Origin of the sequence: Streptomyces sp. NRRL S-350, from assembly GCF_000719705.1 — a bacterium.
GTDB lineage: Bacteria > Actinomycetota > Actinomycetes > Streptomycetales > Streptomycetaceae > Kitasatospora.
On the sequence record NZ_JOHO01000107.1, the window covers coordinates 1 to 12,829 of the forward strand.

Consider the following 12,829-nt stretch of genomic DNA (forward strand, 5'->3'; position numbering starts at 1 on the left):
TTCGCGCTGATCGTGCCCGGCGGGACCGAGCCGACCCTCGCCGCCCTGGCCAACGAGCCCCTGCTGAGCTGGATCCGCCAGGCCGCGCGGACGGCTGAGGTCGTCGGCTCGGTGTGCACTGGCTCCCTGATCCTGGGGGCCGCCGGCCTGCTCGACGGCCGTCAGGCCACCACCCACTGGGAATTCCGCGACCTGCTGGCCAAGTTCGGCGCGACGCCCGTCGCCGAACGCTGGGTCCAGGACGGCCCCGTCCTCACCGCCGCCGGAGTGTCGGCCGGTATCGACATGGCCCTCCACCTGGTCGAACGCCTCGCGGGCGAGCAGACCGCCCGCACCGTCCAGCTCTTCATCGAGTACGACCCCCAGCCACCCCTGGGCGGCATCGACTGGCGGTCCGTCGACCTCGACTTCTTCAAGCCCCATGCCCGGGCCATGCTGGAATCGGCCCTGGTAGACCATCCCGCGCTCCTGACCCGCCTGACAACCTGACCACCGCCGCTGCGGCGAACGCCCCCGAGCCCAGTGCCGCACCACGTTGAACCGGAAGCACGACCATGGGGCGCGGACGGTCGCGCGGCCACGCCGGTGCAGGTCGAGCATGGCGTCAGAAATGTACTTTGCGGTCCGTACTGCTGCCCGTCGGCTGACGTCGGCGGCCCAGTCGCCGGCGGCGGCTCGCTGCCACCTGACGGCGACACTGATGTGGATTCCGAGCATCCGTGCGAGCAGTGCGGCCGGGAGTTCCCCGGCGAGTTGGAACAGGGCCGCAGAGAGCGACTGGCCGGGGAACACGCCGATGGCGCGCGGAGTCGTTCGGCAAGCCGGAACGAACTGATCGGGTGTCCTGGCCGTCCGCCGGGGAAGAGCCACGGTGACGTGTCGGGGGCGCCGAGTGACGCGTGCCCCCGGCGGTCTGCGACCACGTGGAGGACGAGGTTGGCGAGGGGGTCGGGCAGTACCCCCGGCGCGCTCCCGAGCTGGAGCCGAACATGCTGGTCTTCGCGGTGCACGTGGTCGAGAGTGAGGCGACTGATCGCCGCGGGGCGCTGGGCGTAGAGGGGGACCAGGAGCCCGGCGACTCGGTCCTCGGGTTTGAGGGCACTGTCGCCCAGTAGCCAGCGTGCCTGTTCCCACCGGGCCTCGGTGTCGATCGCGCTCATTGGGCCGGTCCAACGCAGTGCGGGCAGGTCGAGCCGGGTCAGCTTTCGGCCTTTGGCCCAGCGGATGAAGTGCCCAGTGTTGGCGGAGCCGTTGGTGGTTGTCGCGGCGGCCAACTGATCCAGGTCGCCTTGCCCGGCTGTCACGAGGGTGAGGTCGTGCTCGGCAAGCCAGTCCAGGAAGCTCGTCGCCGCACTCAGGCGGTGCCTGGCGACAGCTGGCTGGTTTGCGGTCGTCGCCTCGCAAGACCGTTGGCGAATGCGACGCACCACATGCCATGTGCCGTACTGGTGAAGGATCTTCCGTTCCTCCGGGTCAGGACGTGCGGCGATCTTCAGAGTCGTCCATCGTTCGAGCTGGGCGAGGTGCTCGTCCTGTCGGGGCAGGCCGCCGGTGGCGACCAGGACGCTTCGTAGATGGGTCAGGGTCTTGCTCGGTGGAAGGTCGTCGAGCGCAGAGTGCGTCAGGGAGCTGTCGCCCGTGGCGAGGCGGGTCAAGAGGGTCCCGACGGCTGGGCGGGACAGCCAACCGAGCGCGATTGCGGGCCGGTCGGTGCCGGCCAGAGCCCGGTGCAGTGACTCCAGTTCGGGGCGCGGGCAGCCAGTGCTGTCGTGCAGCATGCTGCGGAGCCTTTCGTGGAGGTGGCAGCGGGCGCAGGCGCCAGAGGTGAGCCGTCCGCTCGTGCCGCAGAGCGGCGCTTGACGCGTGCCGCCGGGGACGATGTCCATGCGGCCGCAGGCTGAGCACGTCGCGTGAAGCCGAGCGCAGGCCGGGCACCACGGCTGACCGGTTGCCTTGGCGATGAGGCAGGGGACGGTTCTCGCGCAGATGGTGCAGGTCAGGATGCGCTGTGGTCGGCAGTTCGGACACAGCGGGCCGTCGGCCGTGCGTGTGCTGACGCGTTGGCGACGCCCGCACTGGAGACACTCTTCGAGGTTGTCCGGGTCGCTAATCAGGCAGTACGGACATAGGGGCCGGCCCTGCGCGTCACAGGCTGCCGGCTCGCGGAGTGCCCCGCACCGGAAGCAGGCGACAGTGCGGGCGCGCGCGTAACAGGTGCGGCAGATCCTCATCCCGTCGCGCTGTTTCGTGAGCGGCACGACGCGGCAGCAGCTGGGGCACGGCGGCCGCCGGATCGTGGTGGCGCCCGCGTCGACCAGGGTGTCGACGAGCCTCAGCAGCATCGGGACGGGGGCCTTCGCACCGTCCCCAGTGAGCAATTCCGGGGCATCGCGCAGAATCCAGGCGAGTTTGTGCAGGTGGGCGGGCTTGGTAACGACCGTCCCCAGCGCCAGCGAGACCGTTTGGACCGACAGGCCCGGGGCGATCCCGGTGATCAGGTCGACCAGCGTGGATGCCGGGTCGGGGTCGTCCTGGTCCGGGCACTGGCCGCAGCGCGGCCGGCCGAGGCGATCGCGGAAGGCGACTTGCCGTTCGTGGCTGCAGGCAGAGCACTGCTGAGGACGGACGAAGCACGGTGGGCAGTACCAGTGTTCCGCGCGTCGCTGCATCGAGGTGACCTCGCGGTCGCACTCCGCGCACCGTGGCAGCGCGATCCCGGCAGCCCCGGCCGCCCGCAACGCGAGAAGGAGGTCACCGATACTCTTCGGAGCGGGTGACCGGCCGGACGTGAGAACCGAGGGGTTCTCGACCAGGGCCGCCGCGAGTCTGCGGCGCTTGGCGCGTCCGCCGCCGGTCTGCTCGACGATCCGCAGGACGGTGTCCCGGTCGAGACCGGCATCGGCCGTCGTGATCAGGCCCACGACGGTTCCCGCCGGATCACGGACCGGGTCCGGCGGGGACATCACTCGTTCACCGGGGCGATGCGGGCCCGCTTCGGACGCAATGATCCGACACCCGCGTCGGAACCAACCGCGCTCCGCTTCAAGGTGGTTCCGGCCACGGCCACCGGCTCGATGAGGTCGTCCATCGTGCAGTCCAGGATGTCCAGCAGGGCCGTCAGGATTTTCAGGCTCAGACGTTCAGGGCGTTCGACGACGAGCCGGTAGACCTGACTGGAGGACAGTTCGATGCCGCGCTCAGCCAGCAGCGGGGTGATGTCGGTGGTGGAGAACATACCGCGCGTCGCCATGACCTGCCGCAGGTGCCACTGGTAGTCGAGCTTGCCCGTCATCGACGGTCCTTCCCCGTTGTCGTGTGCTCCCCGGCCAGCGCGGGGGTGAGGGCCTTGAGCAAGGCCGTGTTCATGAAGTCGCTGCTGACGTGGGTGTATACGGCCGTGGAGCTGTCACATTCGTGTCCGACTTGGGATTGGATAAAGCGCCGGTCGACCCCATCCTCGGTCAGATGCGTGACGTAGCTGTGGCGGACGGAATGGACGACGAACTCCTTCGGCAGCTTCAGGGCGTCGCGGTAGGCAACGAACCGGGCGTTGATCTCCGCCGGCTTGATCCGGCCGCCCCGCTCGGTCACCCACAGCGCGGGGTGGTCCTCGCAGCCGAACCTTGGCCGGACGTTCGGACCGCCCATGGCCATACCGAGATCACCATCCAGCGCTTGGAGGCTGTCCGGCGCCGGCCTTCCCCCAGCGGACCGCCAGGCCCGCGTAGTCCCCGAACTCGGGCAGCTTCGCCTGACGCCGCCAGTCGTGGGTCTCCAGTCGGGCCGTCTCCCTGCGTCGCAGACCCCAGCCGTACATCGTCGTGAACATCGCCAGGTCCCCGGTCGCGGCGAGTGCTCCCTTGTGGCCCTGTTCGCGCAGACGCTTGATCTCCGGGTTCATCTGTCCGAAGAAGGACTTCACCTCTGCTCTCGTCAACGGCCGGTTGCCACTGAGCTGGCCGATGTACTCCTGCGCGTGCCGGGCCGCGTTCAGATCCCTCAGCGCGAAGCCGGTGAACATCCCGAAGGTGCTCAGGCGCATCTGCGGCCACTCGTAGGCCGGATCGCTCAGGTAACTCAGATAGAGCGCAAGGTCGTTCTGATACTTTCGCATCGTCGACGTCGCGACGGTGTCCGCGAGCATCGCCGACCACCGGTCGAACAGCCGCCTGTCCCAGGCCGATTCCCACGGGTACCCGTCGGACATCGCCTGGACCTGGCGCGCGATACGAGCCCTGGTGTTGACCGTGTCCCAGGACAGCCTGCGGGCCCGCTGATGGTCCGCGAAGCCCAGCAGCGTCTTCTCGAAGACGGCCGCCTTCGGGCGGAGCATCGCCACGCCCGGCAGCACGTGCAGCGTCGCGACGCCCGGAACAGCTACCGATCCCCCTGCGGAACTTCGGCCCATCCGTCACCCTCCGTATCCGATGCAGGGGCCTCACCTTCCACGTGGTGATGCGTAGCATGCAACACTGGTGCAGCAGTTGCGCCATAATCGAGGGAATCGCAGGCCAACTCGTGCCCGGAGCTGACGGGTCGTAATACAACTCGACCCAACCGGGCAACGCACGTTCTGCTGGCCGGGGGTAACACCGCCGGCCTCGTGGTGCGCATACCGCAACATTGCTCGAAGACGATTGAGCGCCCCGGTGCGTCGGCAGCGCGATGTCGCGCTGGCTGAAGATCCGCTCGCCGATGCGGACTGTCCCGAAGGCCAAGGTGAGATGGTGTCGCCGGTCGTCGTTCGGAGCGAGAGTCGATAGTGCGAGTGAGGACCAACCCGGTTGGCGGGAGCGGCGGTTCGTAATGCGATCAACGAGCCTTATGTGGCAGGGGCTGACGGGTGTTCTTGGACTACGCGGTTGTCCGTGACAACCCCTCTGCGTGTGTGACCCCGGAGAGCCTGCAGCGACTGGCAGAGCATGCTCCGTACGAGGAGCAGGCGGCGGTGTTCGCGTCGATCGTGCTGCGGAACGAGTCGGTTCGGACGGTGCTGGAGCGATTGGCCGCGTTGGACGGCCTGCCGCCGTGGTACCTGACGGCGGGCTCGCTGTTCCAGACGGTGTGGAACGCGGTGGCCGGCCGGGAGGACCTGCAGGCCGGGATTCGTGACCACGACCTGTTCTTCTTCGACGAGGACACCTCGTGGGAGGCTGAGGACCTGGTGATCAAGCGCTGCTTGGCGGCCGTCGAGGACCTGGGCGTCGAGCTGGAGCCGAGGAACCAGGCCCGCGTGCACCTGTGGTACCCGGAGAAGTGGGGCAAGGAGATCGCTCCGTACCGGGATCTGCCGCACGCGATCAGCTCGTTCGCCGCGACCAGCTGCTGCGTCGGGCTGAGCCTCGACTCCGCAAGCAAGTTGGACGTGCACTCGACGCACGGCTTCGCGGACCTGTTCCGGCTGGTGCTGCGGCCGAACCCGCTGACCGTGGCGCCGCAGGCGGTGTACGACGCCAAGGCGGAGCGGTGGATGGCGGAGTGGCCGCAGCTGACGAAGCTGCCCTGGGCGGAGCCGACGGCTTCCGCCTAGTAGCAGCGCGGAGGTGGTCGGGAACGGCCGAATGCGCCGGGCCTCATGATTTGGCAGTCCACAGGCCTATGCGTGTCGGTTCGGGCTGGAGCGTGATGCCGGTCGTGGTCGCTACCTGGGCGGCGAGGTGGGTGAGCGCCTGGTGGAACCCGGCAGCAGTGGCGTCCCCGTGAGCAGTGACCGTGAGGGTCCGGCGTTGCGAGCAGCGCACGCCTTCGGCGACTACCTGGCCGGGCCGGCAGCCGACGTGTTCCAGGAGCCAGCTGGCGCCGGCACGGAGTTCGCCGTTGCTGTCGCGGTGGACGGGACAGCCGAGGTCGGACCAGAGCGTGGCCTGGGTCGTGGTGATGCGAGGGTTGAGGAAGACCGATCCGGCTTGCCGGGCGTCCGGGCCGCTCGGGTCGAGGAGGAGACCGCGGTGGCGCCGGTTGGCGAGGACGGCCGCGGTGACCTCCGGGACGGTTGGGCGCGCGCCGATGGGGACGCCGAGTTCGTCGGCGAGCGGGCGGTAGGTGATCCCGGCCGCCGGGGCGCGGGTGAGGTGGAGCGTGGTCGTGAGGATGGTCCAGCGGCCGGGGGTCTGCTTGAAGCGGCTGTTGCGGTAGCGCAGGCGGCAGGCCTGGGCCGGGAAGGTCCTCACGCAGCCCATGCCCCAGTCCCAGACCGTGACTCCGTGTAGCGCGTCGGCGATCTGCCGGCCGTACGCGCCGGCGTTCTGGACCGGGGCTGCGCCGACGGTGCCGGGTATCCCGGCCAGACACTCGATGCCGGCGAGCCGCTCAGCGGCGGCCCACTGGACGAGATCGGCGAGCGGGTGGCCGGCCTGGACGGTGACGGCCACCCTGGTGTCGTCGAGCTTCTCCACGGTGATCCCATGGGTGTTCATGACGACGACGGTGCCGGGATGCCCGGCGTCTGCGGCGATCACGTTGCTGCCGTGCCCCAGGACGACGGGGCCGTCCTGCTCCCTCGCGCCGATCGCGCGGGCGGCGTCGTGCCAGTCAGCCGGGTCTGAGAGGTGAAGGACGGTCCCGGCGGGCCCGCCGAGCCGGAGGGTGGTCAGCGATGCGAGCGTTGCCTGGGGCACAGCAAGGGTCCTCTCAATCGGCGGTGACGGCCTTGAGGGCGAGGTTGCGCAGCGGGGCGAGGCGGGTGCGGTTGTCCTGGTGGTGGTAGACGGCGTTGGTGCAAATGGCCAGGTAGCGGCCGGTGGCGGGGGCGAGGTAGAGGCTGGTGCCGGTGAAACCGTGGTGGTAGGCGATCCGGCCGCCGTCGGTGAGGATCCACGCCAGGCCTCGGTGGAGGCCGGGTTCGATCTCGGCCTTCGGCTCCATGCTGGTTCGGAGCCAGGCGCCCAGCCCGCTGCTCCCGTCGGCGTACGCAGCGAGAAGCCCGCTGGCGAAGGTGGCCAGGTCGGCCGGGGTGGTGAACACCCCGGCGTGGCCGGCGACGCCGCCGAGCAGGGTGGCGTTGTCGTCGTGCGGAGTGCCCCACAGGCGCGGGCCGCCGGGGAGACGCTGCTCGGTCGGGGCGACATCGGCGGACCGGCCGACGGGGCCGTAGGTGGTGTGCGTCATGCCGAGGGACTGCCAGAGGTCGGCGGCGAGCTGGTCCAGGCGGCGGCCGTGGAGGTGGGCTAGCGCGAGGCCGAGAAGGATGAATCCGCGGTTGATGTACCGGTGGCCGGCGCCGGGTTCGGCGATGAGCGGTTCGCCGCAGATCAGCTCGGCCAGGGGCTCGGTGCGCCCCCGGTACTGGTCGAGGCGGGTCTCGGCCCGCAGACCGGAGGTGTGCGCGAGGATCTGTTCGACCGTCACCTTTCCGCCGGGTGCTTGGTCCTGCACACCGGGCAGCAGATTGCGCACCGGCGTGTCCACGGTGATGCCGTCGGCGAGGCCGACCAGCGGCCAGGTGGCCAGCACCTTGGTCAGCGACGCGGCGTCGTAGACCGTGTCCGGGCCGGGCCGGGCGTCCCCGCACTCGGGTGCGACGATGCCGGAGGCGGCGAACCCGGGCCGGCTGTCCCGGGTGCCGTAGGCGATGACGCCGCCGGGCAGGGCGCCGTCGTCGGCCAGCAGATCGAGGCACTGGCGCAGTTCGGCAATGGTGTCCGCGTTCCACGGTCGGGTGCTGGTCATGGCGTCTCCTGGTCGATTGTCAGAGGAGCTCCGAGTGCAGCGAGTTTGGGCAGCAGGTCACCGTAGCCGCGCCGGAGGTGGTACATGCCCCGGATCGTAGAGGTGCCCTCGGCCGCCAGGGCGGCGAGCACGAGCGCGGTCACGGCGCGGATGTCCTCGCCCTCCACGTCAGCGGCAGCCAGCCGGGACGGTCCCTCGACGGTGATCACCTGGTCCTGCGCGTTGACGTCCGCGCCGAACTTCCGTAGAGCGGCGAGGTGGCTGTCGCGGCGGATATAGATCCGCTCGTCGATCCGGGACGTCCCGGAGGCCTGGGTGAGGACGGCGGTCAGCTGGGGTTGGACGTCGGTCGGGTAGCCCGGGTGCGGGCCGGTCTCCATCTCCACCGCGCGCAGCCCGGCTGGTACGGTGACCGTCGTTCCGCCGCGTTCGGCGGTGAGGAGGATCCCGGCGTCGGCGAAGACCGACACCAGGCCTGTCGGGAAGTCGCCGAGCGGGAAGGCGTCGAGGTGGACGGTCCCTCGGGTGATCGCGCCGGCGAGCGCCAGCGTGGCGGCCTCCAGCCGGTCGGGCGGCACGGGGAAGACGCCGCCGGCGATGCGGTCGGTGCCGGTGACGTGCAGGGCCTCCGCGCCCTGCCAGGTGATGCCGACGCCGGAGCGGGCGAGCAGGCCGGCAGTGACGGTGACCTCGGGCTCGATGCTCGGTCCGAGGACCGACGAGGTGCCGGAGACGCGGGCGGCCAGCAGCATCGCGGTGACCGTCGCTCCCAGGCTCGGGCCCCACTTCCTGGTGCTGACATTGGTGATGAACGGCAGCCGCTTCGTTCCCGTGAAGCGGGCGCGCACCCGGCCCCGGCCGACCTCGACCTCGGCGCCGGCGGCTTCCATGGCAGCCAGGTGCAGATCGATGTAGCGGGCACAGAAGGCGTCGCCGCCTGGCAGGGGGAAGGTGACCTTGCCGGTGCGCGTGAGCAGGGCCGCGGCCATCACCGCGGTGGTGCGGATGCGCCGTCCGAGGTCGTCCGGGATGACCGGGAAGTAGGAGTCCGCCGGCCGGGTCTCGAACTCACCGTCGGTGATGGTTGCGCGGGTGCCGGTGCGGTGGAGGATCTCCGCGCACACGCCGATGTCGAGGATTGCCGGGGCGCCGGTGAGCGTGAGCGGCTGGTCGGCGAGGATCGCAGCGGCATACAGGTGCAGGGCGATGTTCTTGCTGCCCTGGACCGTAGCCGTGCCGTGCAGCGGGTGGCCGCCGGTGATCCGCAGGGCGAGCCGGTCGGTGGTCGTGGTGGCGGTCATTGTCACCTTCCCTGGCTTCCGGCGGGGAAGAACCCGCCGATCTGGGTTCGGGGGTAGAGGGTGGTGTGTGCGCCGATGAGGGTCGCGGGCTGGAGGACAGTGCCGGCGGGGACGATCACTCCGTCGCCGATCACCGCGCCGAACTTGGTCTGGCCGGTGGCGATGCGACAGCCGTCGAGGTGAGCGCAGATCTCCTCGGTGGCCGGCTCGACGACCGGCCCGCTGGTGACGCGCAGGCCGGTGGTGGACACGAACGCGCCGATGTTGACGCCCAGGCCGAGGACGGAGTCGCCGACGAAGCTGGTGTGCTTCATGAAGACGCCGCCGGTCAGCAGCGAGCGGGTGACCTCGGCGCCCCACCCGATCCGGCAGTCGGGACCGATGACGGAGTGGTCCCGGACGCGGGCCCCGGCGTCGATCACCGCGCCGGAGCACACCAGCACCGGGCCCGTGACGACCGCGCCCTCCGCGATGACGGCGCCGGCTGCCACGGTCACCTCGCCGCGGACGACGGCGCCGGGCTCGATGACCCCGGCCGCTTCCGGCAGCTTGATGCCCGACCGTCCGGTCAGCAGGTCGGCGATGGCCTTCTTGACCCCGAAGACGGTCGGGCAGCTGCTCAGCAGGCACGTGACGACGGGGTCGGTGACCTGCTCGGTGTCGATGTAGTACTCGGGCGTGGTGCGGTAGTCGATGCGCGCCAACTCGGCGCTCATCGTGGGAGTTTCGGGCAGCCGGTGCATGGCTGGGTCTCCTCTCGGCGGCGAGCGAGTGGAAGAGGGCGGCTGGTGAGGCCCGGGTGCTTACGGGGTGGGCAGGTCCGGGGCGGCAGCCGCCGCGACCTCGGGCCGGGCGTCGTGCTGGTGCTGGACAGCGAGGCCCAGCAGGACGAGCACGGGCACGTGCAGGGCGGCCCAGGACGCGGTCAGAAGGGTGCCGAGCCGGTCACGGTCCGGTGGTGCGGCGTGCCGGGGGGCGGCCGGGAACGGGGAGGTGCTGGACGTCGGCATGGCCGGATCCTCCGCAGCGTGGGACGGGTTGGCTGTCCCAGTGAACTGCCGGCTCGATGCCGTGATCCGTAGTCGGACTACGGGCCGTAGCCCGACTACGGGTCAGATGACCTGTACGCCAGCGCGGGCGGCGAAGTCCCGCACGCCCGGAAGTTTGCGGTCGTACCTCAGTAGGCCGACGGCGAGGTCACGGACAGAGCCCCGACGGACCTCCTGCGGAGCCGCTTCCTCGGCGGCGAGCAGGGCCCGGTAACAGTGCTCATGCTTGCCCCACTGGTCGAACGCACGGGCTACGTCCGTGAAGAACCTGGCCTGCCGCTCGGCAGTCGGAAGCGCCGACGGATCGACCGTCCTGGCCAGCTCGATCGCCCGGCCGGCGTCGCCGAGTTCGTGGTGCACCGACAACTCGTGCAGGGCGACTCCCTGGACGCCGTCCGCCCGGCCGGAGGCCCGACTTGCTGCAGCAGCGCTGTCGGCGGCCTCCTTGATGAGGGCGTGCGCGAAGGACCGATCGCCGGACTTCGCCGCGGTGTACGCGGCGGTGGCATAGAGGTCGCCGCGGGTGGCCAGGCGGGCGGCCTCGGGCACCGAGGTCTCTGCGAGCAGATTCTCGGCAGCGACCACCACGATGTCGGTCGCCCGAGCCAGACTGCCCTGGCGGCGCCATGAACTGGAGACCATCCGCTCGGCCTCGGCGGTGATCAGCGGGTCGCCGCCCATGCGGGCGGCGGTCAGCGCGCGGTCCGAGGTCACGGCAACCAGGTTGTTGTCACCGATCTTGATGCTCAACCTGACGGCGATGTTGTAGAGCTGGGCGACATGGCAGGCCCTCTGCTCCGCCGTGCCGACCAGGTCTGCAGCCACGAGTCGTCCGGGCAGGGCCTCGGCAAGGACGTCGTACCTGGCCGCCTTGAACTCCTGACGCGAGGAGACCAGTGAAGCGGTGACGGACTCCAGGGCCGGCTCGTGGCGGGGAGTCGGGATCCGCGCTGGCCCATACAACAGCAGGTCCTCCAGACCGGATAGCGGCGACGCCGCCTCGGCGTGCGCGACCTGCTGACCGGCGGGCGCCGAGACGAGGGCGGCCACCGCCAGGGTCAGGAACGGGCGGCGACGCACATCGTCCTCCTCGGGACCGGAAGTCGTCGCCAGCGTAGCTGAGCTGACACGACGTCGCGGTGATCTCGGCCTCTTCGCGGCCGGTTGCGGCAAGGCCATCAACTTCTCGATCTCGACGCCCAGGGCCGAGGCCAGACGCCGTAAGAGCTGCACGTCGTGGACCTGCTGGACATCCCGCTCGACCTGAGACATCCAGTCCTCGCTGCGGTCGAGCTCGGTTGCCAGGCGCAACTGCGTCCAGCCCAACTCCGAGCGGCGCAGCGATACGAACCTGCCGAACGTGATGTTGCCGTCAGTCACCGTTCCCTCCCGGGCTCGTAGGTAGCGGCAGGCCGGTAGGGGAGTCCCGCCGGAACGCCGGGCCCCGGGACCAGAACACCCGTGGGCACTGCGTCGCCCCGGGCAGCCAGGCCTCAGGACGCGTGCCCGCCGACAGGCCAACCGAGGCCGTCGGTCATCCGCGTGAAGTGCACGTCGTCCGTCGTGCGGTCACGCGCCGCGAGCCTGCTCTCGTCGAGGCGCGTGTTCAGCCGCCGCGGCGTGCTGGTCCCGGGGCTCGATCACCGCTCACTTGCCGGGGCGGGGACCTCGTCCTGGCCGTCCTCCGCCTCCTGCGTCGCCCAGACCAACGGGTGAGCTCCCGCATACCGGGCGAAGGCGTCCTTGCCTTGGTGCAGTACGAGGAGCAGGCGGCAGATCGGTGCCATTGCGACGATGTCGAGCACGCCGAGCCGCAGCGGTGCGGCAACCAGGCCGCCGCCGAGCCGCAGCGCATCACTCACCACGACTCGCATGCGGGTTCGGGGCACCAGGTGCCGGTACCGCTCCTCGGTTCCGGCGAGCAACAGCAGGAGGTGACCGGTCAGTTCCTCGTACAGCGCGTACAGGGCGTCCAGCTCGAGGCCCGCGAGTTCCCCTCCGGCGAGGGCCCGGGCGGCCAGGGCGTCCGCCTGATCGACCGTGCGCAGGACGGCGGCCACGTCGATGTCGATCGGCGGCCTAGCCACAGGTCGCTCCGCGGCGCCGGCCGGCCAGAATGAGGTGGGCAACGAGGGCGGGCTCGCACAGCAGCGCGGGCGAGTCCATTTGTACGGACCAGAAGGCGCGCGCTCCGTCGTCACGGGTCAGGCCCGGCCGCGGTACCGCAACGGTCCGGCCCGGGCCGAGGCAGGGCACGTCCGAGAGGTTCCAGCCCCGCGCGGTGGTGGCCGGCACCATCGCGTAGTAGGCGTCGTGCGAGTCGTAGCAGAACACCGGGCCGCCGAGGACGCGGCTGAGGTAGCGGTCCACCTGCCGGGGCTGGTCGGTCCGCGCCGCCGCGTGTACCTCGGCGGCCGGGACCGGTACGACGGCGAACAGGACACCGGAGGGCAGCAGGGCGAGGCCCTCGTTCCTCCAGCCGTCGAAGGCCAGGGCGGGCACCGGGGCCGCGCAGGCGAGCCACTGCCCGGCGGCGCGCTGCCGCTCGGCCGCGGTGACGATGTGCGCGATCACTCGGCTGCCTCCCTCGGCGCCAATTCGGTTCCCAGGTGGGCCGTGCAGAACACCGGATCGAAGCTGTGCTCGGATCCGTCGCTGCCCCGTACGGTGCCCTTGCCCGCCGGGTGCAGGGGCGGCTCGGTGGTGTCGCATCTGAGCTTGATCTTTAACCTCGCGCGGCGAGGTGGGCCTGGAGCGTGGGTTCGCGTTTGACGGTCTTGCCCACGTCGTGGCGGGGCGCCGGCTTGCGGT

The 12,829-nt window shown here is 70.6% G+C and carries 14 protein-coding genes; 3 read left to right on the top strand and 11 right to left on the bottom strand.

The genetic code is table 11. The annotated features are described in order from the left end of the window. Both IF30_RS42690 and IF30_RS0138855 read left to right on the top strand, forming a co-directional pair. Nucleotides 1–489: DJ-1/PfpI family protein (locus IF30_RS42690; RefSeq protein WP_037902779.1), on the top strand; the 489-nt coding region annotated here is incomplete at its 5' end. A 434-nt stretch (nucleotides 490–923) separates the two neighbouring features. Next, nucleotides 924–1,115: a hypothetical protein gene (locus IF30_RS0138855; RefSeq protein WP_158835906.1), complete on the top strand. Its 192-nt coding sequence runs from the start codon at nucleotides 924–926 to the stop codon at nucleotides 1,113–1,115. Nucleotides 1,116–2,962: 1,847 nt separating this feature from the next. Here the strand turns inward: IF30_RS0138855 and IF30_RS0138865 are convergent. From IF30_RS0138865 to IF30_RS48915, 3 genes are read right to left on the bottom strand one after another with little or no spacing between them, the layout of a single operon-like run. Then, on the bottom strand, nucleotides 2,963–3,292 hold the full coding sequence (locus IF30_RS0138865) for a helix-turn-helix domain-containing protein (RefSeq protein ID WP_030247563.1): 330 nt from the start codon (nucleotides 3,290–3,292) through the stop codon (nucleotides 2,963–2,965). Next, on the bottom strand, nucleotides 3,289–3,654 hold the full coding sequence (locus IF30_RS50000; protein WP_051712189.1) for a tyrosine-type recombinase/integrase: 366 nt from the start codon (nucleotides 3,652–3,654) through the stop codon (nucleotides 3,289–3,291). Before IF30_RS50000 ends, IF30_RS0138865 begins: the two co-directional genes overlap by 4 nt. A 7-nt stretch (nucleotides 3,655–3,661) precedes the next feature. Then, nucleotides 3,662–4,408 carry a hypothetical protein gene (locus IF30_RS48915; RefSeq protein WP_234323011.1) on the bottom strand — a complete coding sequence of 249 codons (747 nt, stop codon included), beginning with the start codon at nucleotides 4,406–4,408 and terminating at the stop codon, nucleotides 3,662–3,664. 480 nt (nucleotides 4,409–4,888) lie between these two features. Here IF30_RS48915 and IF30_RS0138875 point away from each other — a divergent pair, with 480 nt between their 5' ends. Continuing rightward, complete coding sequence (locus IF30_RS0138875) at nucleotides 4,889–5,530, top strand: nucleotidyltransferase family protein (RefSeq protein ID WP_234323012.1); 642 nt, start codon at nucleotides 4,889–4,891, stop codon at nucleotides 5,528–5,530. A gap of 43 nt (nucleotides 5,531–5,573) precedes the next feature. On the opposite strand, the gene IF30_RS0138880 is transcribed toward IF30_RS0138875, so the two are convergent. The 8 genes from IF30_RS0138880 to IF30_RS0138915 form a co-directional block, all read right to left on the bottom strand. Then, nucleotides 5,574–6,617 carry a UDP-N-acetylmuramate dehydrogenase gene (locus IF30_RS0138880; RefSeq protein WP_051712192.1) on the bottom strand — a complete coding sequence of 348 codons (1,044 nt, stop codon included), beginning with the start codon at nucleotides 6,615–6,617 and terminating at the stop codon, nucleotides 5,574–5,576. Between the two features lie 13 nt (nucleotides 6,618–6,630). Further along, nucleotides 6,631–7,668, bottom strand: a complete 1,038-nt coding sequence (locus IF30_RS0138885) for a serine hydrolase domain-containing protein (RefSeq protein WP_030247566.1) — start codon at nucleotides 7,666–7,668, stop codon at nucleotides 6,631–6,633. After that, nucleotides 7,665–8,969 carry a UDP-N-acetylglucosamine 1-carboxyvinyltransferase gene (locus IF30_RS0138890; protein ID WP_030247568.1) on the bottom strand — a complete coding sequence of 435 codons (1,305 nt, stop codon included), beginning with the start codon at nucleotides 8,967–8,969 and terminating at the stop codon, nucleotides 7,665–7,667. Before IF30_RS0138890 ends, IF30_RS0138885 begins: the two co-directional genes overlap by 4 nt. A gap of 2 nt (nucleotides 8,970–8,971) precedes the next feature. Then, the gene (locus IF30_RS44355; protein WP_158835909.1) at nucleotides 8,972–9,685 is read right to left on the bottom strand and encodes a hypothetical protein; all 714 of its coding nucleotides are present in this window, start codon (nucleotides 9,683–9,685) and stop codon (nucleotides 8,972–8,974) included. An 87-nt stretch (nucleotides 9,686–9,772) separates the two neighbouring features. After that, nucleotides 9,773–9,979 carry a hypothetical protein gene (locus IF30_RS0138900; RefSeq protein ID WP_030247572.1) on the bottom strand — a complete coding sequence of 69 codons (207 nt, stop codon included), beginning with the start codon at nucleotides 9,977–9,979 and terminating at the stop codon, nucleotides 9,773–9,775. Nucleotides 9,980–10,081: 102 nt separating this feature from the next. Further along, nucleotides 10,082–11,398 (bottom strand): helix-turn-helix domain-containing protein, encoded by a 1,317-nt coding sequence (locus tag IF30_RS0138905; RefSeq protein ID WP_051712194.1) that lies wholly within the window; start codon nucleotides 11,396–11,398, stop codon nucleotides 10,082–10,084. A 260-nt stretch (nucleotides 11,399–11,658) separates the two neighbouring features. After that, on the bottom strand, nucleotides 11,659–12,105 hold the full coding sequence (locus IF30_RS0138910) for a hypothetical protein (protein ID WP_030247576.1): 447 nt from the start codon (nucleotides 12,103–12,105) through the stop codon (nucleotides 11,659–11,661). Then, nucleotides 12,098–12,592: a hypothetical protein gene (locus tag IF30_RS0138915; RefSeq protein WP_051712196.1), complete on the bottom strand. Its 495-nt coding sequence runs from the start codon at nucleotides 12,590–12,592 to the stop codon at nucleotides 12,098–12,100. Before IF30_RS0138915 ends, IF30_RS0138910 begins: the two co-directional genes overlap by 8 nt. Between the last annotated feature and the right edge of the window lie 237 nt (nucleotides 12,593–12,829).

Coding starts and splice junctions, on each gene's coding strand:
- IF30_RS0138865 (WP_030247563.1), bottom strand. CDS start 3,292: ATGACGGGCAAGCTCGACTACCAGTGGCACCTGCGGCAGGTCATGGCG.
- IF30_RS50000 (WP_051712189.1), bottom strand. CDS start 3,654: ATGGCCATGGGCGGTCCGAACGTCCGGCCAAGGTTCGGCTGCGAGGAC.
- IF30_RS48915 (WP_234323011.1), bottom strand. CDS start 4,408: ATGGGCCGAAGTTCCGCAGGGGGATCGGTAGCTGTTCCGGGCGTCGCG.
- IF30_RS0138885 (WP_030247566.1), bottom strand. CDS start 7,668: ATGACCAGCACCCGACCGTGGAACGCGGACACCATTGCCGAACTGCGC.
- IF30_RS0138890 (WP_030247568.1), bottom strand. CDS start 8,969: ATGACCGCCACCACGACCACCGACCGGCTCGCCCTGCGGATCACCGGC.
- IF30_RS44355 (WP_158835909.1), bottom strand. CDS start 9,685: ATGAGCGCCGAGTTGGCGCGCATCGACTACCGCACCACGCCCGAGTAC.
- IF30_RS0138900 (WP_030247572.1), bottom strand. CDS start 9,979: ATGCCGACGTCCAGCACCTCCCCGTTCCCGGCCGCCCCCCGGCACGCC.